Source organism: Paraburkholderia sp. MM5384-R2 (assembly GCF_014201025.1).
Lineage (GTDB): Bacteria > Pseudomonadota > Gammaproteobacteria > Burkholderiales > Burkholderiaceae > Paraburkholderia > Paraburkholderia tuberum.
This window is the reverse complement of record NZ_JACHDI010000010.1, coordinates 209,631-229,118: the sequence shown is the minus strand read 5'-3', so window position 1 is coordinate 229,118 and position 19,488 is coordinate 209,631. Positions and strand designations below refer to the sequence as shown.

General features: G+C 63.2%; 16 protein-coding genes and 1 pseudogene. 10 read left to right on the top strand and 7 right to left on the bottom strand.

Annotated features, from left to right (window positions below; genetic code table 11):
- Positions 1-86: 86 nt before the first annotated feature.
- Positions 87-1,174, bottom strand: a pseudogene (locus tag HDG37_RS18505) (IS3 family transposase); the annotation flags it as partial.
- A 1,014-nt stretch (positions 1,175-2,188) separates the two neighbouring features.
- Positions 2,189-3,199, bottom strand: coding sequence for a LysR family transcriptional regulator (locus HDG37_RS18500; RefSeq protein ID WP_184050094.1), 1,011 nt, complete (start codon positions 3,197-3,199; stop codon positions 2,189-2,191).
- Positions 3,200-3,398: 199 nt separating this feature from the next.
- Between HDG37_RS18500 and HDG37_RS18495 the strand changes: the two genes are divergently transcribed.
- The 3 genes from HDG37_RS18495 (at position 3,399) to HDG37_RS18485 (ending at position 7,646) form a co-directional block, all read left to right on the top strand.
- Positions 3,399-5,612: an FUSC family protein gene (locus HDG37_RS18495; RefSeq protein WP_184050093.1), complete on the top strand. Its 2,214-nt coding sequence runs from the start codon at positions 3,399-3,401 to the stop codon at positions 5,610-5,612.
- A 138-nt stretch (positions 5,613-5,750) separates the two neighbouring features.
- Positions 5,751-5,969, top strand: a complete 219-nt coding sequence (locus HDG37_RS18490; RefSeq protein ID WP_184008330.1) for a hypothetical protein — start codon at positions 5,751-5,753, stop codon at positions 5,967-5,969.
- 177 nt (positions 5,970-6,146) lie between these two features.
- A complete protein-coding gene (locus HDG37_RS18485) occupies positions 6,147-7,646 on the top strand; it encodes an acetyl-CoA hydrolase/transferase family protein (RefSeq protein WP_184050116.1) in 1,500 nt (499 codons plus the stop codon).
- A 104-nt stretch (positions 7,647-7,750) separates the two neighbouring features.
- Here HDG37_RS18485 and HDG37_RS18480 read toward each other — a convergent pair whose 3' ends face one another.
- The 3 genes from HDG37_RS18480 to HDG37_RS18470 form a co-directional block, all read right to left on the bottom strand.
- Complete coding sequence (locus tag HDG37_RS18480) at positions 7,751-8,005, bottom strand: GlsB/YeaQ/YmgE family stress response membrane protein (protein ID WP_184050091.1); 255 nt, start codon at positions 8,003-8,005, stop codon at positions 7,751-7,753.
- A 162-nt stretch (positions 8,006-8,167) separates the two neighbouring features.
- Entirely contained in the window at positions 8,168-8,875 is a 708-nt protein-coding gene (locus HDG37_RS18475; protein ID WP_184050089.1) for an MgtC/SapB family protein, read from the bottom strand.
- Between the two features lie 476 nt (positions 8,876-9,351).
- Positions 9,352-10,515 (bottom strand): metallophosphoesterase, encoded by a 1,164-nt coding sequence (locus tag HDG37_RS18470; RefSeq protein WP_184038688.1) that lies wholly within the window; start codon positions 10,513-10,515, stop codon positions 9,352-9,354.
- A gap of 392 nt (positions 10,516-10,907) precedes the next feature.
- Between HDG37_RS18470 and HDG37_RS18465 the strand changes: the two genes are divergently transcribed.
- On the top strand, positions 10,908-11,255 hold the full coding sequence (locus HDG37_RS18465; RefSeq protein WP_018420766.1) for a hypothetical protein: 348 nt from the start codon (positions 10,908-10,910) through the stop codon (positions 11,253-11,255).
- 58 nt (positions 11,256-11,313) lie between these two features.
- On the opposite strand, the gene HDG37_RS18460 is transcribed toward HDG37_RS18465, so the two are convergent.
- Positions 11,314-11,898: a malonic semialdehyde reductase gene (locus HDG37_RS18460; protein ID WP_184050087.1), complete on the bottom strand. Its 585-nt coding sequence runs from the start codon at positions 11,896-11,898 to the stop codon at positions 11,314-11,316.
- Positions 11,899-12,038: 140 nt separating this feature from the next.
- Here HDG37_RS18460 and HDG37_RS18455 point away from each other — a divergent pair, with 140 nt between their 5' ends.
- The 5 genes from HDG37_RS18455 (at position 12,039) to yjfF (ending at position 17,831) form a co-directional block, all read left to right on the top strand.
- Positions 12,039-12,641, top strand: coding sequence for an alpha-ketoglutarate-dependent dioxygenase AlkB (locus tag HDG37_RS18455; protein WP_184050085.1), 603 nt, complete (start codon positions 12,039-12,041; stop codon positions 12,639-12,641).
- A gap of 181 nt (positions 12,642-12,822) precedes the next feature.
- On the top strand, positions 12,823-13,809 hold the full coding sequence (locus HDG37_RS18450) for an ABC transporter substrate-binding protein (protein WP_184050083.1): 987 nt from the start codon (positions 12,823-12,825) through the stop codon (positions 13,807-13,809).
- Between the two features lie 253 nt (positions 13,810-14,062).
- Positions 14,063-15,697: a sugar ABC transporter ATP-binding protein gene (locus HDG37_RS18445; RefSeq protein WP_184050081.1), complete on the top strand. Its 1,635-nt coding sequence runs from the start codon at positions 14,063-14,065 to the stop codon at positions 15,695-15,697.
- Entirely contained in the window at positions 15,694-16,737 is a 1,044-nt protein-coding gene (locus HDG37_RS18440) for an ABC transporter permease (RefSeq protein ID WP_184050079.1), read from the top strand. The genes HDG37_RS18445 and HDG37_RS18440 overlap by 4 nt, the downstream gene beginning before the upstream one ends.
- A complete protein-coding gene (yjfF, locus tag HDG37_RS18435; protein ID WP_184050077.1) occupies positions 16,734-17,831 on the top strand; it encodes a galactofuranose ABC transporter, permease protein YjfF in 1,098 nt (365 codons plus the stop codon). The genes HDG37_RS18440 and yjfF overlap by 4 nt, the downstream gene beginning before the upstream one ends.
- Positions 17,832-17,922: 91 nt before the next feature.
- Here yjfF and HDG37_RS18430 read toward each other — a convergent pair whose 3' ends face one another.
- Positions 17,923-18,153 carry a phosphatase PAP2 family protein gene (locus HDG37_RS18430; protein ID WP_311541502.1) on the bottom strand — a complete coding sequence of 77 codons (231 nt, stop codon included), beginning with the start codon at positions 18,151-18,153 and terminating at the stop codon, positions 17,923-17,925.
- 373 nt (positions 18,154-18,526) lie between these two features.
- Here HDG37_RS18430 and HDG37_RS18425 point away from each other — a divergent pair, with 373 nt between their 5' ends.
- The gene (locus HDG37_RS18425; protein ID WP_184050073.1) at positions 18,527-19,474 is read left to right on the top strand and encodes a polyphosphate kinase 2 family protein; all 948 of its coding nucleotides are present in this window, start codon (positions 18,527-18,529) and stop codon (positions 19,472-19,474) included.
- The last annotated feature ends 14 nt before the right edge of the window (positions 19,475-19,488 follow it).

Genomic DNA, 19,488 nt, shown 5'->3' with positions numbered 1-19,488 from the left:
CACGGCGCGGATACCCCACAAAACCAATGGCACAACAGGGCTCTCTAGATTTATCAAGCACATAGCGAGGTTGGGCAGTATGAAACATACTTGTAGAAGCTCAACCAGTCGATTACCTCGTCCATCGCTTCCCGACGCGTTGCAAAGCGCTGGCCAAGGATGCGTGCTCGTTTGAGCGATCCCCACAAGCTCTCGGTCGGCGCGTTGTCCCAACAATTTCCTCGACGGCTCATCGAGCTGCGCATGCCGTAGCCCTTAAGCAGGTCCTGGAAGTCATGACTGCAATACTGGCTACCCCTGTCGCTATGGACGATCAGGCCCGCTTCCGGCCGGCGGCGAAACCACGCCATACGCAGCGCGTCAGACACCAGCTCCGTGCGCATGTGTGGCTGCATCGACCAGCCCACCACCTGACGACTGAACAGGTCGAGGATGACCGTCAGGTACAGCCAGCCTTCGTCAGTCCAGAGGTAGGTGATGTCCGTACTCCAGGCCTGATCGGGGCGAGCAGGCGAGAAGTCGCGTTGCAGCAGGTTCGGTGCGACCGGCAGATTGTGGTTGCTGTCGGTGGTGGCCTTGAAGCGGCGTTTGGTCTTCGCCCTGATGCCGTGCAGCTTCATGAGCCGCTGAACGCGATCCTTGCTGACACGAATGCCCTGGGCAAGCAGCTTCTTCCACACCCGCGGCCAGCCGTACTCGCCTTTGGATTCAGCGTGCACGGCCTTGATGTGGATCAGCAGGGCGTCGTTGCTGATGCGTCGGCACGGACGCTCCGTATCGACGTCCCGGGCCTTGCGGGCATGGTAACCGCTGGGGCTGACACCCAGCACCTGGCAGGTCAGGGAAACCGGCCATTGTCGGCTGTGAAGTTCAATCCAGGCGTACTTCAATCCGACACCTTTGCGAAGTACGCCGTGGCTTTTTCCAATATGTCGCGCTCCATCTTCACGCGTGCCAACTCCGCGCGCAGCCGGGCAATCTCCATCTGTTCAGGAGAAACCTGCTTGCCTGCGCCACTCAGCTTGCCCGCGGCATCGGCCTTAACCCAGTTGTGCAGCGTCTTCGGGCTGATGCCCAGTATCTTTGCCACCGCCGCCATGCTCTGGCCGCCGCGGACCATGCGCACGGCTTCTATCATGAATTCCTGCGTGTACCGTGCTCTCGGATTCCCCATCTTTCCTTGCCGGGTCGGCCGGTGGAATTTCACCACCAGCCGCCCACAGAACCGTGCGTAAACGTCTCCATTTACACGGCTCGTCCCAGCCATCCTTCTGTCATCTCACGATGGCAGAGCGACGCGGAAGGCCAAGGCTCATCCCGGTTTCCCGGTTGGCAGACAACCTTCCGTGAGCTGGGTCATCCCTTTGCCCCACACCCATTACAGGCGCTTCAACGCTCGTACGGGATGATCCGCCCCCTGCATGTGCATCGGTACTTTCCCCCTTCGTGGGTCCCACTTATAAGGTTTTCCCTTGGCATCACATGAAGAGTTCCCAAGTTCCACACCCGAGCCCGGATTAGAGTCACGCCACCTATACACCGGACACCACATGGCCAATAAGCAGGTACTCGCCATGCTGATCCCGGGGGAAGGAGGCGCCTCCGGTTTTGATGTCATCGAACTCACTTTCGATGCGTCATCAGTGGTTCACTTGCGTTCGTCTCTCTAATCCATACATGACGTGTTTGATCACGCCTTTTAACCGTAACGTTCACCACCACACCGTTTCCGACTGCAGCAGCTTACGGCTGTTTGAAGCCAGCGCCTGCACGCCGACTTCGGAGCGCCTACCTCCATCTCAGGTATAGCATCGTGTTCAGCTTCGAACACGTTCATGGCACAACCTCCTTGCGTGAGTTTTACACACTCAGCAAGGGATCCATTTTTTGCGGGCAAGCCCATCACCGCAGCCACTCGCGCAGCCAGAGCGCGCACTGCGCGGCTTCCGAGACCGGCCAGCTTACCGTTATGTATCCGTCAGCGTAACCCGTCAAAAGTTGGAATTTAGTACGAGACCAACAGCGCTGCGAGAAATCAGGACGAGGTGAGTGAGATCCCGCTGCGGCAGTGCGACGGCTCGCTGGATGTCAGAACGCGTAACCTTGATCGTGCCAGTAGTGCCAGTCAGCGACGGCGAGTCGTGTCGAATACCGCTCGCCGCGTGAGTTCAGGCGTGCTGCCGCGATTTCATCGACCTAACGGTGTCCGCGTGTCCTGAGTTACAGGGGCAACTCCAACCAGCTGCACTGGGTCATCTCCGCCCCCCAGTTGCCCGACCTCAGCAAGCAATGCTTCGTCGCGCGCAATCACCTTCGGCAGATGCGAGCGCAAGAATTCGACCCACGTGCGCGTCTTTGCATCGATGAATTTGCGCGACGGATAGAGCGCATAAACAGTCGTCTTCTGCAGGGTATATTCCGGCAACACGCGCACCAACGTGCCATTGCGCAACCCGGAAATGGCCGCGTAGAGCGGCACCATGCCGATGCCCATGCCTTCGCGGATCGCCACGATCAACGATTCGGCGATGTTCACATGCACGGGGCCGTCGACTTCCATCAACTCACTGCCGTTCGGGCCGTCGAGCGTCCATTCATGTGGCGGGAACGCCGGCGTATGCAGGATCAGACATTCGTGATGCGCAAGGTCAGCCGGTTCTTGCGGCGCGCCGTGCGCCCGCACGTAGGCCGGCGATGCGCACAGGATGCTGAACGTCGTCCCCAGCGGAAACGATACGAGGTCCGAATTCGGCAGCGTCGATGCGCCGATCACGGCCACGTCGGCGCTGCCCTCGAACAGATCGGGCATGCGCTGCGATAGCGTCAACTCGACGGTCACATCAGGATAAAGCTCGCGGTAACGCGAAATGGCCGGCAGGACGTAGTGCTGGCCGATGCTCGCAAAGCTATGCATGCGCAGTGCGCCGGTTGGTCGCTCGTGTGCGCAACTGGCTTCTTCTTCCGCAACATCGACATCCGCGAGGATCTGCTGCGATCGTTTCAGATAGCGCTCGCCGGCGGTGGTCAGCGCAAGCCGACGCGTCGAGCGATTCAGCAGGCGCGTGCGCAGATGTGCTTCAAGCTCCGAGACCGCGCGAGACATCGCGCCGGTCGTTGAATTGAGCGATTGCGCGGCCGCGGTGAAGCTACCGGCTTCAACCACGCGCACAAACACTCGCATATTTTGTAGCGTGTCCATCAAACCTTCTGTTTCATGATCAAGATCATATTTTCCGTCAGTCTCAGAACACTATTGTTGTCCGTTCTGGAACAGATGTTCTGCACCCAACGGCTTAATGTACACATCGCGGACTCCTACAATCGGCGCCTCGCCTGCCGGTGTCGGCCATTCTGTCCGGAGGCCCTCTCAGCGACCACGTGGGGTGCACTGTTTTCAGATGAAACCCGATCATGCGATCGAACCGTCGGCGGATTTCTTCGGTCCGCGCGGCGTCATGCGGCGACGCTTCAGCCGACCCAAACTCAATCGCGCCGTACGCGACTGGGCCACCAACGACGGTCTGACCTGGCTGCATCTGCTGAAGACGGTCACCGCCGGTCTGCTGGCGCTGGGCATCGCGATGCTGCTCGATCTGCCGCAGCCGCGCATTGCGATGACCACTGTTTTTGTGTTGATGCAACCGTTCAGCGGCATGGTGCTCGCGAAGAGCTTCTACCGGATTCTCGGAACGGCAGTAGGGACCGTGGCCGCGCTCGTGCTCGGCGGGCTGTTCGGTCAGCAGCCCGAACTGTACATGCTCGGTATGATCGTGTGGGTGAGCGCCTGTATTGCTGCGGCGGTCCGGTATCGGCATTTCAGATGGTACGGTTTTGTGCTCGCGGGTTACACCGCCGCGCTGATCGGCATTCCAAACGTGACGACGCCTCAGGGACTGTTCCTCGCCGCACTCACGCGTGCCGCGGAAGTGGCGGTCGGCATCGTGTGTTCGAGCGCGGTCAGCGCGTTGCTGCTGCCCCAGCGCTCGATCCTTGCGCTGCGTCGTAACCTTCAGATCAGGTACGCGAATTTTACTGCCTTTGCTGTCGACGTGCTCGCACGCGGGCTCGAGCGCAATCAGTTCGAACGGCGTTTCGCGGATTTCGTCGACGAAATCGCTGGCTTCGAAGCAACCCGCACGTTCGTCGCATTCGAAGATCCGGCGATGCGCTCGCGCAGTGCGCATCTGGCGCGTCTGAATAGCGAATTCATGGATGCGTGCGCGCGTCTGCATGCGCTGAATCAGTTGCTCAGACGGTTGCGCGCCAGCCGCGCTGTGTCGATACTCGCGGCCATCGGTCCGTACCTCGACGAACTGGGAGCCTTGTTCGAAGCACAAGCTGAAGCCGGCGTCGAAGCATCGCACGCAGCAGCCGATCTGCGCCCCTTTCGAGCGAGCTTGCCACGCCGGGTACGCGAAACCAGGCGGCCACTCGAAGCCGCGTCCGCGGAATCGCTTGCGGACTTCGACACGGCAGCCGAATTGCTGTATCGATTCGTGGGCGAATGGATAAATTATTCGCAAACCTATGCATGCTTGTGGCGCAAAACAGCAAGCCGGCATTACCGCCTACGATGCAGCTCAAGCCCAACCAAGAGCCACCGCACAAGCAGACCTATAAGCCGCACAAACCTCTTCGCCGTATTGTTCACATTCGTGCGCTCGGCTGTCGTCATCGGAATCGCCGGTGCGTTCTGGATCGCGACAAACTGGCCGAGCGGCGGTCTCGCCGTAATTGGCGCAACACTGGTCTGCGCGTTGACCTCCACCGCGCCAGGCGCCACCAGAATGGCCATCCAGATGGCGATCGGCGCGGTGCTCGCGACGCTGGCCGGCTATGTGTTCATGTGCTACGTGTATCCGAACATCGATGGTTTCCCGCTGCTTTGCGCGGTACTCGCGCCGGTGCTCGCGCTCGGCGCATTCATCGCGACGCGTCGTGGCGCGGCAGGGCTTGGCATCGGCTTTTCGGTGTTCTTCTGTCTGCTGGCCGGGCCGGACAACGTCGTCAGCTACGTGCCCGATCTGCTGATCAACAACGGCATCGCACTCACCGCGTCGATGCTGCTCGCAGCGGTTGTTTTCGCGGTGGTCTTTCCCGCCGATATGCGCTGGCTCATCGACCGGATCATGGGCGACCTGCGAGCGCAAACGGTGTCGGCATGCAAGGACGCGCTGCCGGGTCTGAACCAACGTTTCCAGTCGGGCACGCATGATCTGACTTCGCAACTGCGCGTGCTGTTGACGCACCGTTCACGACGACGGCGCGACGCTCTTCGCTGGATGCTCGCGACGATCGAAGTAGGTCACGCCGTCATCGATCTGCGCAACGAAGCCGCACGCGCCGATTATGCCGACCTCCTTCAGCCGCGTTGGCGCAGCGTGATCGAACACACGTGCGACGATCTCGCCCGGCTCTTCGAACGCCCAGGTCCACGGTCGCTCGAACGCGCACTCGTCGCCGTGCGCTCGGCCACCTGGCTCGCGCAAGACATGCTGCAGGCAGTGCACGCCGAGCGCGCCCGGCATCACGATCTGCAACGTATCTTGAGCTGTCTGCACTTCATTCGCAGCGCGTTGCTCGACAAGGACGCGCCCTTCAATCGTCGCTGAGCAATGCTGCGTGGATCTTTCTGCCAGATGGAAAGATCCCTTCCGGGCGGCCCCGTTTATTCGCGTAGGTGGCGGTCATATAGTTTCGTCACTGCCTCGCAGTATTCGTCGCAGTAGTCGTAAGTCCTGGAGAACGAGATGAAAGTGTTGAAGATGGTCCTGATTGCCTGTTCTTTGTCCACCGCTGCCGCCGCCTATGCACAGACGGCGCCGGCCGCGCCGGAGCAGCAGGTTGCGCAAGCGGATGGCCAGCGCGCCGATAAGGTTGCCCCGCGCAAGCATGTGGAAGCGCCGAAAGCGAAAGCTGATGAATGTGTCGGCCCGATGAGCTTCTGCAACATCTACTTCGGCAGCTAAGTCCGGCTGCCTCACGCGCAACACCTGTCGCGGATCCTATCGCGCGACCCAACACCTGCTCGCGACGCCGTCCGATCGAGACGCCGCGGCGGGTGCGGCAACCGTCTATCGAGCGAAGCACACCGCAGACGTGCGCACCGGTAGACGGAGCTGGCGACTATGGAGAGACTCCCTTTCATGTACGAAGACCGAATTCGCTGCGCCGCGCTGCGCGGAAAAATCACCACGGCCGCCGACGCGGCGCTTCTGATTCACGACGGCATGCGGGTTGGTGCAAGCGGCTTCACGCGCGCGGGCGACGCGAAGGCCGTGCCGGTCGCGCTCGCCGAGCGTGCGCGCCGGCTGGGCGAGCCGCTGCGCATCACGTTGATGACGGGCGCCTCGCTCGGTCATGACGTTGACCGCGTGCTGACCGAAGCGCATGTGCTCGCGCGCCGTCTGCCGTTTCAGGTAGACAAGACGCTGCGCGACGCCATCAATCGCGGCGAAGTGATGTTCGTCGATCAGCATCTGTCCGAGACCGTCGAGATGCTGCGCGCGAACCAGCTCGGCAAGCTCGATGTCGCGATCATCGAAGCCGCCGCGATCACGGAGAGCGGCGGTATCGTGCCGACGACGTCGGTCGGCAATTCGGCGAGCTTCGCGATTCTCGCGGACAAGGTCATCGTCGAGATCAATCTTGCGCAGCCGCTCGGGCTCGAAGGCTTGCACGACATCTGGATTCCGGGGCACCGGCCGCATCGCGAGCCGCTGCCGATCGTGCGCGCGCAGGATCGCGTCGGCACACCCGCTATCGAGATTGCGCCCGAGAACATCGCGGCGATCGTGATGACGGACATGGCCGACAGCCCGTCCACGGTCTTGCCCGCGGATCGCGAAACCGCGTTGATCGCCGGTCATTTGATCGAATTTTTTCAGCATGAAGTCACGCGTGGCCGCATGCCGAAGCAGTTGCCGCCGCTGCAGGCGGGCATCGGTACGATCGCCAACGCGGTGCTGGCAGGATTCGTCGATTCGCCTTTCGAGGTGTTCGAAATTTATTCGGAAGTCCTTCAGGATTCGACGTTCGATCTGATGGACGCTGGTAAGGTCGCGTTCGCGTCCGGCGCGTCGATCACGTTGTCGGCCGCGCGGCAGGCGCAGGTATTCGGCGATATCGAGCGCTATCGCGACCGGCTCGTGCTGCGTCCGCAGGAAGTCAGCAACCATCCCGAGGTGATTCGGCGGCTCGGTCTGATCGCGCTCAATACCGCGCTCGAATTCGATATCTACGGCAACGTCAATTCGACGCATGTCGGCGGCACGCATATGATGAACGGCATCGGCGGCTCGGGCGACTTTGCGCGCAATGCGTCGTGCGCGGTGTTCGCGAGCAAGTCGACCGCGAAGGACGGCCGCATTTCGAGCATCGTGCCGATGGTGCCGCATTGCGATCACAACGAACACGACGTCGACGTCGTCGTCACCGAGCAGGGTCTCGCCGATCTGCGTGGCCTCGCGCCGCGCGAACGCGCGACGCTGATCATCGAGCATTGCGTACATCCGCGGTATCGCGAGCTGTTGCGCGACTACTACCGCGATGCGTCGCGTTGGGGAGGGCAGACGCCGCATTGCCTCGATCAGGCGTTTGCATGGCATACGCGGCTGCGCGATACGGGGTCGATGCTGCCGGCCTGATTCTGCTGCGGCCACAACCGCGGCGATAAAAGCAGAAGCAACAGGCCATAAAAAAGCGCCAGCGATTCGAACCCGCTGGCGCTTGATGACGTCGGATGCCGTGCTCAGGACCCTCGTCGCACGAGCCGGATAATAAACAGCAGAATGACCGCGCCGATCAACGCGGTGATGATCGAGCCGATCCAGCCGCCGCCAAGCGAGATATGCAGCACGCCGGCGAGCCACCCGCCGATGAACGCGCCGATGATCCCGACGACGATGTCGACGATCAGGCCGAAGCCGCCGCCCCTGACCAGCACACCCGCGAGCCAGCCCGCGATCGCGCCGATGATGATCCATGCGATGATGCCGTGTTCCATATTCGAGACTCCCTGGTTGAGTGTGATCAAATCACGGTGACAGAGCTTAGTCGAAGGTTATGAAACCGTCCACGTTCACGACGCGGAATTAACATTATCTGAATCTGCTGCCAGCTAAGTGTAGACGATGCGCGCGAACAAATGAGACTTACGCGCCGCGCTTCACTCGGGCGTCGGCTCCGCTTCCCGCGCGGTCCAACTGACGCTGGACATGCTCTTTTCCATGCTCAGGCGGCTCGCCATCTGTTCGAGCTTCGATTGATCCTTCGGATGCATCGTCAGCGTCGCCGTCACGCGAATGCGCGCCGGTTCGTCCTCGACATCCTCGCTCGTGAGGCTCTGGAACGACAGCGGCGCCGAGTACATCGAGTTGGAAATCGCGGCGCGAATGTTGATCTCGTCGGCTTCGCGGCAGACGATCGTCAGCACGTACTCGCGCACCAGGTCGGCGTTTGAAACGGGCGTCGAGTTGATCATCCGGCTCACTTCACGCAGCGCGGTGTTGGCCAGCAGCACGACCGCGGTGCCCGCCAGCGCCGGTCCGTAATGTCCCGCGCCGCTCAACACGCCGACGGCCGCCGAGCACCACAGCGTCGCCGCGGTGTTGATCCCCTGGATCGAGCCTTTGTCGCGCATGATGACGCCGCCGCCAAGAAAGCCGACGCCGGACACCACATAGGCGGCAATCTGCGTGACGCCGCTGACGCCGTTGCCGGTCAGCACGCCGAGCGTGACGAACAGGCACGCGCCGCTCGCCACGAGCGTGATCGTGCGCAAGCCGGCAGTGCGCTGGCGCATCTGTCGTTCGAGGCCAATCGCGACGCCGCAAGCAAAAGCGGTCAGAAGCCGCAGGAAGAATTCGAGTGTCATCGTTCAGAAAGGTTGGCGTGCGTGCTGCCGCAGGGTGAAGCCTAGGCGTGAGAACGTCAGGTCGTCTACCTCGTGCACGCTAAGCACATGAGGGTGGAACGAAATACGCACGCACACGCGTGCAGCGGCCGCAAGCGTGCGGCATCGGCATGGCATCGAGCCACGCTGCGCTTCACCGACAGTACGCGAATGACAATGAAATGAGAGCGACGTGCGCCATCGAGCCCGAGGGCAGGACGGCGACAGGGACACCTGACGCGGAAATCCTGCCGCTCAGGCGAGCGGGCAAATCGATACTCGGCTGGTACAGCTGCTACTGTCCAAGATCGTGATTCCGGTTAAAAGAATTGCGCGAATTTTAGAGGGCGGCGTAAAGTTCAGTCAAGCCGCGATCGGCGGAGAGTGCGCATGTGGGTCTGCTACAGCCGTATCGTAGACAGGCCGTGATTAATTGCTCCGGACTGCGAATGTTGAGTTCAATCCGGTTCGCCCGGCACGAGTCTCAAGCGCGTGATTTCCGAAGGCGCACCGAGTCGTTTCGGCGGACCCCAATAGCCCGTGCCGCGACTCGTATAAACCCAGAGTCCGTTCAGGCGCGCGAGGCCTGCCGTGAACGGCTGTTGCAGGCGCACAAAGAAATTCCACGGAAAGAACTGACCGCCGTGCGTATGACCCGACAACTGCAGCGTAAAGCCGGCCGCCGCGGCCGCTTCGGCCGAACGCGGCTGATGCGCGAGCAGCACCCTGATTAGCACGTCGCCCGGCGCGCCGGCGAGCGCCGCGACCGGGTCGCTGCGATGCGCGGGGTCGTGATGACCCGCCGAGTAATCGGTGACGCCGGCGATGACGGCGCGCGCGCCGTCATGGTCGACGATCACGTGTTCGTTCAGCAGCACCCGCAAGCCGAGCCGGCGGAATTCGGCGATCCACGAGTTCGCTCCGGAGTAGTACTCGTGATTGCCGGTCACGAGAAACGCACCGTGCCGCGCGGCGAGCCGCGACAGCGGCTGCGTATGCCGGCTCAACTGCGGCACGCTTCCGTCGACGACGTCGCCCGTCACCGCGATCAGATCCGGCTTGAGCCGGTTCACCGCGTCGACGATCGCATCGACATAGCGGCCCTTGATCGTCGGGCCGACGTGGATGTCACTGATCTGCACGATCGTGAAGCCGTCGAGCGCGGCAGGCAGATCGTCGATCGGCACGTCGATCGTGACGACGCGCGCGCGACGGCGCGCGTTGAACAGGCCGATCAGCGTCGACAGCAGCGCGAGCAGCGGCACCGCCGCCGCCGAGCCGGTGCGCCAATGCGCGATCGTGAGCGTGTTCGGCCAGATCGCGTCGATCGTCAGCAGCGACGCCAGCACGAGGTCGCGCGCGAACGTCAGTACCAGCAGCGACGAGAAGAACCCCATCGCGAGCAGGCCGACCCACGCGAGACGGTCGCCGAGCGGCTGGCGCTTGAAGCCGCGCGCCATCATGCCGACCGGGATCAGGTAGATCGACAGCACGAGCCACAGCACGCACAGCCCGCGGCCGGCCGCGTCGATCGGCATGTCGGGAATCAGGCGCAAGCCGACGTAGATATGCAGCAGGATGCCAATCAGGATGATGCGGACAAGAAACGATGAACGTCGCATAAAGAGGATCAGGGCGGGAAGGGGCCGAAGGGCAGCGATAGCGCGGCGGCGATCGGTTGACGGAACGCGGCGAATCATTCTACCGACATGTTCGGTCCCTTGCCGTAGCCGCAAAATCCGTGCTCCCGCGCCGCACGACACGCCGGCCCCGAAGCCGCCGGGACGAGCCACGAAAGGTGTTCGCCGGGCCAGGCGCGTTCCGTGCTCAGCACATACTTACAGGGCCGCGCGTCACGCATTCAATGCCTATGCAAGCGAATTAAATGGGCTTTGAATTGTATTCATGCGTGGAGTATGCTGGAAACAAGCCAGCTTGTTGCCGGGGCAGCGTAGGGCGCTTCGGCCATGACCGGTTCTGTCGCCGGGAAAGATCGGGCGGGGGGAGGCACACCATGAAACTGCTCAAATCGGGCCACCTGTGGCATCACGCGCACGACGTGCATCATGTTCATCATGAGCATCATGTCGGGCACGAGGGCAGCCACGTGATGCTGCCGCTCGTCGGCATCTCGCTGATGGCGATTGCGCTTTACGTCGGCGTACGCAACATCGATTTCTCCGAACTCGGCAAAAGCGCGCTGTTCGACGTCGTGATGGTGTGCGTCGCGCTCGGCATCGCGGGCCTGTTCGGTGCGGTCGGCGCGTGGCTGCGCTCGAATGGCGACGAAGCCGAAGAGGGCTTCTGCTTCATCGGCGCGCTGATCGGCACGGTAGTCTTTTATGTCGCGGTGCTGACCTGACGCGATCCGATCCAGCGCGTGGCGCGCACCCGCAGCGCCATCAATCATCCACGCCCCGTCACACTATGCGCGCCGCTTCGTCGAACGAAAAACGCGGGCTGCGCGCTAACAGCTTTGACGGATCGCCGTGGCCAAGATTGATCAGGAAGTTCGACTTCAGCGTCGTGCCCGCAAAAAACGCTTCGTCGACCTTGGCCTGATCGAAGCCCGACATCGGCCCAGTGTCGAGACCGAGCGCACGCGCCGCGAGAATCAGATACCCGCCTTGCAGCGTCGAATTGCGAAACGCCGTGTCCGCGATCAACCGCTCGTTGCCGACGAACCAACTGCGCGCATCCGCATGGGGAAACAGTTTCGGCAGATACTCGTAGAAGGCCATGTCCATGGCGACGATCACCGTGACGGGCGCGGCCATCGTTTTCTCGAGATTGCCAGCCGACAATGCCGGGCGCAGTTTCTCCTTACCCTCCGGCGTCCTGACGAACACGAAGCGGCCCGGACTCGAATTGGCCGAGGTCGGGCCGAGCAGTACGAGCTCCATCAGCTCGCGCAGCACGGCGTCGTCGATCGGCTTGTTCTGCCAGCCATTGTGCGTACGTGCGTCGCGAAAGAGCTGCGCGAGCGCCTGATCCGAAAGTGTCATGGAAGTGGTCCGTGCGAAAGAACAGAGGGAACGCGCAGAGCCGCGTCGAATGAAAGAGCAACGCGCGTGAATCAGTGGGTGAGCCGGTGTCGCCATAATAGTCAGGGTTTTGACTTGTCCGCTTGCATCCAGACATTCAGATGAGCACCGATTTATTCAACGACCTGCCGACGCCCGACGTCGACTGGTATCCCGACTGGCTCGCAGCGGCCGACGCCGAACGCCTGCTGGCCCGACTGATCGACGAAGTGCAATGGCGCCAGGACATGATGGGCACGCCCGCCGGCCGTGTTGCACTGCCGCGTCTGACCGCCTGGCAGGGCGAGCCGGACGCGGTGTACGTGTACTCGGGTATCCGCAACGTGCCGCAAGCATGGACGCCCGCCGTCGCCGAACTGAAGGCGGCCGTCGAGGCGACCAGCGGCGCGCGTTTTAACAGCGTGCTGCTGAATCGTTACCGCAGTGGCGCCGACAGCATGGGCTGGCACGCGGACCGCGAGCCCGAACTCGGCAAGCAACCGGTGATCGCGTCGGTGAGCCTCGGCGTCGCGCGCAGGTTCGATCTGCAGCACAACCGCAGCGGCGTCGTGCAATCGTTCTCGCTGAAGGGCGGCAGCCTGCTCGTGATGAAGGGCGACACCCAGGCGCAGTGGCGTCATCGGGTGCCGAAGGAGCCGCGCGTGAGCGGCGAGCGCATCAATCTGACGTTTCGCTGGGTCACTCCGAGAGTGACGCCGACCTGAGGCAGCAAGCGGCAATGCTCTGACCGGCGCGCCATACCAAGATTGATATCGAGGGCGCGAATCATATGATTGGACGGTTAACGCCTCGCACAGTACGCTACATCACGATCCATGCGCCGTGAGGGCCGCGAGGGCCGGGCAGACCGCTGGGTCGTCTACACAACAACGATTGGAGACTGTCATGGCGAATACACGACGTGCCGCGTGTCGCGCTCTGGGCGCGCTCGCGCTTTCCGCGAGTCTCGGAGCGCTGACGCTGGCCACGCCCGGCGCGCATGCCGAGGACAAGAAAATTACGCTCGGTTTTGCGCAGGTCGGTGCGGAAAGCGCATGGCGCACCGCGAATACCGAATCGGTGAAGTCGGCGGCGACGGAGGCCGGCATCAACCTCAAATTCTCGGACGCTCAGCAGAAGCAGGAAAACCAGATCAAGGCGATCCGCTCGTATATCGCGCAGAAGGTCGACGTGATCGCGTTCTCGCCGGTCGTCGAATCGGGCTGGGAACCGGTGCTGCTCGAAGCCAAGGCCGCAAAGATTCCGGTGATCCTGACCGACCGCAAGATCGACGTGAAGGACACGTCGCTGTACGTGACGATGATCGGCTCGGACTTCCTCGAAGAAGGACGGCGCGGCGGCCACTGGCTCGCGGATCACTACAAGGACGATAAAGGTCCGGTCAACATCGCCGAGCTGCAAGGCACGGTCGGCTCCGCGCCGGCCAACGACCGCCACGCGGGTCTGATCGAAGTGATCAAGAGCGATCCGAAGTTCAAGATCATCGCGTCGCAAAGCGGCGACTTCACGCTCGCCGGCGGCAAGCAGGTGATGGAAGCGTTCATCAAGACCTACGGCAACAAGATCAACGTCGTCTATGCTCATAACGACGACATGGCGCTCGGCGCGATCCAGGCGATGGAAGAAGCCGGCATGCATCCGGGCAAGGACGTCGTGGTGGTTTCGTTCGACGCAACCAAGGGCGGCTTCCAGGCGATGGCCGCCGGCAAGATGAACGTCGACGTCGAGTGCAGTCCGCTGCTCGGACCGCAGCTGATGTCGGCGGTGAAGGACGTCGTGGCTGGCAAGCCGCTGCCGAAGCGCATCCTGACCCAGGAGACTGTCTTCCCGATGAGCGTGGCCGCGCAAACTCTGCCGTCGCGTAAGTACTGACGCGGCGCGCAACGTCGCCGCGGCAGTGCTCGCGCGAGCGCCGCGGCGTGTGCGGTGTTCAGGCGCCGGGGCCAACGGGCTCACGGCGCGAAGGAGACGTGCAGTACGGACGCATCGAACAGGTTTCTCCAGTGGTGCCTGACCGCCCGGGCTGCTTTCTTCTGCAGCGGGCGGTCTCTTTTCAGGAGCATGCGCCCGCGGGAGCATGTCACTGGGGCCTGCCGAACCATGCATAGCCGATCGAGCGAGGTCCATGACCCATTCCGCTACCGAACCGAATCAGCCGGACCAGCCGCGGCGCGGCACGCCGCCGGGCGCGCCAAGCCAACAGAATGACATGAGCGCGCGCGAACCGATTCTGGCGACCTCCGGCGTCAGCAAGACATTTCCGGGCGTCAAGGCGTTGCAACACGTCGACTTCCGCCTGTTTCCCGGCGAGGTCCATACGCTGATGGGCCAGAACGGCGCCGGCAAATCCACGTTGATCAACGTGCTCACAGGCGTGCTCGCACCCGATGCCGGCACGATCCGCCTCGGCGGCGAGGTGGTCGCGTTCGCGTCGCCGCAGGAAGCCGAGGCGGCCGGCGTGCGCACGCTGTACCAGGAAGTGAACCTGTGCCCGAATCTGTCGGTGGCGGAGAACATCTTCGCGGGCCGGCAGCCGCGCCGCTTCGGCGCGATCGACTGGCCCGACATCAAGCGGCGCGCGCAGGAAGCCCTCGCGCGCCTCGACGTGTCGCTCGACGTCACGCGCTCGCTCGACGCCTATCCGATCGCCGTGCAGCAGATGGTCGCGATCGCGCGCGCGTTGTCCGTCGATGCGCGCGTGCTGATTCTCGACGAACCGACTTCGAGCCTCGACGACAGCGAAGTCGCGCAGCTATTCAAAATACTTCGACATCTTAAGCGATCGGGCATTGCGATCCTGTTCGTCACGCATTTCATCGAGCAGACTTATGCGATCTCCGATCGCATCACGGTGATGCGCAACGGCGAGCGCGAAGGCGAATATCTCGCGCGCGATCTGTCCGCGGATCAACTGGTCGCGAAGATGGTCGGCCACGAGCGCATGAGCGCGCGTCTGCGCGAAGCGGCGCACGAAGGACAGGCCGCCGACGATCAGGAGGTCGCGCAAGACCACACGGAAGCAACGGCCACGCAGCCGTTCATCGAGCTGCGCGGCGTCGGCCGTCGCGGCACCTTGCAGCCGATCGATCTCGAGTTGCAGGCCGGCAAGATTCTCGGCCTCGCGGGTCTGCTCGGCTCGGGCCGCACCGAGACCGCGCGGCTTCTGTTCGGCGCGGATCGCGCGGACAGCGGCACGATCCTCGTCGAAGGGCGCGCCGTGCGGCTGCGCACGCCGCACGACGCGGTGCGCCACGGCATCGGCTATTGCGCGGAAGACCGCAAGAAGGAAGGCATCGTCGCCGAACTGTCGATCCGCGAAAACATCATGCTCGCGTTGCAGGCGCGGCGCGGCTGGTGGCGCAAGATCAGCCGGCAACGCGCGCGCGAGCTCGCCGATATGTGGATCGAGCGGCTCGGCATCAAGGCGTCCGACGCCGAGCAGCCGATCGCGCTGCTGTCCGGCGGCAACCAGCAGAAGGCGCTGCTCGCGCGCTGGCTGGCAACCGATCCCAAACTGCTGATCCTCGACGAGCCGACCCGCGGCATCGACGTCGCCGCGAAGTTCGACATCATGGACCGGCTGCTCGCGCTGTGCGCGAATGGCCTGTCCATCCTGTTCATCTCGTCGGAGATCAGCGAGGTGCTGCGCGTGAGCCATCGCGTCGCGGTGCTGCGCGATCGCCGCAAGATCGCCGAGGTGGCCGGTAAGGCATCGAACGAGGACAACATCTACCGACTCATCGCAGGGAGCGGCGAATGAAGCTATCGAACTGGTTCGCGCGCGACGGGGTGGAGCGTCCGCTGCTATGGCCATGCGTGACGCTCGTGTTGCTGTTCGGACTGAACCTGCTGGCCAATCCGCATTTTCTCGCGCTGCGCACGCTCGACGGCCACCTGTTCGGCGCGCCGATCGACATCCTGAATCGCGCGGCGCCGCTCGTGCTGGTCGCGATCGGCATGACGCTCGTGATTGCGACACGCGGCATCGATATTTCGGTCGGCGCGGTGGTCGCGATCGCGGGCGCCGCGGCCGCGACGATACTCGCGACCCAGGCCGTGCCGAGCGGTGCGCTGATCGCGCAGGCGCTGCTGGCCGCGCTCGTCGTCGGCATCTTGAGCGGCATGTGGAACGGGCTGCTCGTGGCGTTCGTCGGGATGCAGCCGATCATCGCGACGCTGATTCTGATGGTCGCGGGCCGTGGCATCGCGCAACTGCTGACCGCCGGGCAGATCATCCCGATCGGCGCGCCCGGCTATCTGTTCGTCGGTGGCGGCTACTGGCTCGGCGTGCCGTGCTCGGTATGGATCGCAACCGTAGCCGTGCTGGCGACGGCCGCCCTGGTGGAGGGCACGGCGCTCGGCCTGTTCATTCGCGCGATCGGCGTGAACCCGGTTGCGACGCGGCTCGTCGGCTTGCGCTCGAAGGCGATCGTGTTCGCGGTGTACGGCTTCTCGGGCTTGACCGCGGCGCTGGCCGGCATCCTGATCAGCTCGAACGTGCGTAGCGCGGACGGCAACAACGCGGGCCTGCTGCTCGAACTCGACGCGATTCTCGCCGTGACGCTCGGCGGCACGTCGCTGCTCGGCGGCCGCTTCAGTTTCGCGGGCACGGTGCTCGGCGCGCTGATCATCCAGACGCTCACCTACACCACGTATTCGATCGGCGTGCCGCCGGAAGCGACGCTCGTGGTGAAGGCGGCCGTCGTGCTCGCGGTCAGCGTGATCCAGTCGCCGGCGGCGCGCGCGCTCGCGGTGTCGTTCGGCGCGTCGCTCGTCAAATCGCGCGGGGTGGCACGATGACGCGCGTTCTCGAAGCACTCGCCCGCGTGGTCGATCCGCGCACGCTGCCGATCGCGGTGACGGTCCTGCTGTTCTGCGCGCTGTTCGGCTTTGGTTCGGTGATGTACACCGGTTTCTTCTCGTGGCAGGTGTTGCTCGATCTGCTCGTCGACAACGCGTTTCTGCTGATCGTCGCGATCGGCATGACGTTCGTGATCGTGTCGGGCGGCATCGATCTGTCGGTGGGCTCGATCGTCGCGCTGACGACGATCGTCGAAGCCGTGCTGTCCGAGCACATGCATGTGTCGGTGTGGCTCGTCATTCCGATCGTGCTGTTGATGGGCACGGTGTTCGGCGCGGTGCAGGGCGCGCTGATTCACTATTTCCGCCTGCAGGCGTTCATCGTGACGCTGGCGGGGATGTTCTTCGCGCGTGGCCTGTGCTTTCTGATCACGACGCAGTCGATCACGATCACCGATCCGACGTTCAAGGCGATCTCCGCGTTTCGTCTCAGTGTCGGCGTCGGTTCGGTATCGGCGAACGTGCTGATCGCGGCCGTGACGCTCGCGGCCGCGATCTATGTCGCCCATTTCACGCGCTTCGGCCGCAACGTGTATGCGGTCGGCGGCAATCCGCGCTCGGCGCTGCTGATGGGCCTGCCGGTCGCGCGCACGCGGGTCGGCGTGTATGCGCTGAGCGGCTTCTGTTCGGCGCTCGGCGGCGCGGTGTTCACGTTCTACGTGCTGTCGGGCTATGGGCTGCAAGGGCAGGGCATGGAACTCGATGCGATTGCGGCCACGGTGATCGGCGGCACGCTGCTGACGGGCGGCGTCGGTTATGTGGTCGGCTCGCTGTTCGGCGTCGGCATTCTGGGCACGATCCAGACGCTGATCACGTTCGACGGCACGCTCAGTTCGTGGTGGACGCGCATCGTGATCGGCGCGCTGCTGTGCGCGTTCTGTTTGCTGCAGCGATTGATCGAGCGGCACGCGAAGTCGGTGCGTCGGCCCGGCGGCACCAATGCGGTCACGACGACGGGGCATGGGCACGGGCGTGACGAGACGTCGACGACGGCGTCGTCGGATTCGCAGGTGTTGGGGCGGGCGCCGGGCTAGCGCGGTCTTCCTGTCGCTTCGAACCACGGCGGCGCGGCGCACGCCGCGCCGCGTTCACGTTAGTCCGCGCGCCCGCTTCCGAGCGTCCAGCTCATGCCGTTCGCACCGGCATAGACCGCGAGCTCGGCGCATTCGCGGATTTGCGCGTCGCCAGCAGGTGCATGCAGCGCTTGAGCGCTGCACTCGTCAGCGCACTGAGCAGCAGACCCGCAATCACATCGGCGAGATAGTGACCGCCTTGCGTCGGCGTCGACAGGATCATCGCCACGTTCAGAGGAATCGCAAACAGCGAAAGCCGTGGCATGCGACGCAGCGCGTAGATAAAGACAATAGCGGGTGACGCCCACTACTCCGCTGTTCCCCGTGTTCGTGTTCGTGGCTCGACATTGTGCTCGGCAATTTTTGTTGGCGCTGTCTGGTGAAGGATAAGCACAGGTAATGCCTATCGTCTGACGGCTTTGTCGCGACTGGGTCGACGGGGCCGACAGGCGGTGATCGACCGGCATGGCGGTCCGGAACGTGGCAGCGTTCAGACGTGTGTTTCCCGTCGCCACGCGGGTGCGCAGCGTCGTTGCCGATGAGCACGTTTCCGTCTGCGTGACCTATTATCAGAAAGAGTTGTGAACAGTACGACTGCGGTTGCGATGCAATCCGCGAATCGTGCGACTGAATGCAGATGCCGTGGAGAAAGAGCGATGGTTCACACGGAAATACTCGACGCGCTGCGGGCATACACCGATCCGTTCCGTGTCACGAGCGGCAAAGATTTCTTCCTGAAGGATTTCGATCCCGGCGAGACGGTGGGACTCAGAATGCATAAGGAAGAGGCACAGCAACTACTCCAGCGCGGGTCGAAATGGCTCGCGATGGAGCAGGAGATCCTCTACGCGCAGGATTCCTGGTCCGTGCTTCTGGTGTTCCAGGCCATGGACGCCGCGGGGAAGGATGGGACGATCAAGCATGTGATGTCGCGCGTCAATCCGCAGGGGTGCGATGTTATTTCGTTCAAGCAGCCGTCGGATGAGGAACTCTCCCACGACTTCCTTTGGCGCTATTCCAGGAAAGTGCCCGAGCGCGGGCACATCGGCATTTTCAACCGCTCGTACTATGAAGAGGTGCTGGTGGTGCGCGTGCATCAGCATCTGCTCCATGCGCAGAAGATCCCACCGGCACGGGTCGGCAACAACATATGGGACGAGCGGCTCGCCGACATCGCGCGCTTCGAGGACTATCTGACGCGCCAGGGCGTGGTCGTTCTCAAGTTCTATCTGAACCTGCCGTACGGGGAGCAGAAGAGGCGATTCATGGATCGCCTCGAGAATCCCGACAAGCACTGGAAGTTTTCCGCAGCCGACGTTCGCGAGCGTCGCTACTGGAACGACTATATGCACGCCTATGAAGAGGCGATCCGCGCGACGGCCTCCGAAGCGGCTCCGTGGTTCGTCGTGCCCGCCGACAACAAACCTTTCACGCGCCTCATCGTCGCGGCCGCGATCGTCGAGGCCGTCGAGAAGCTCGACCTCGAATATCCGAAAGCCACGCAAGAGCAGATGAAGGATCTCGCCGCCGCGAGGGAGGAACTCGGCGCTGAAGAGGTGGACGGGACGAGACCCGATCAACCCGGGGACGATCCAGACCATTGAGAGCGGCCCCCTGA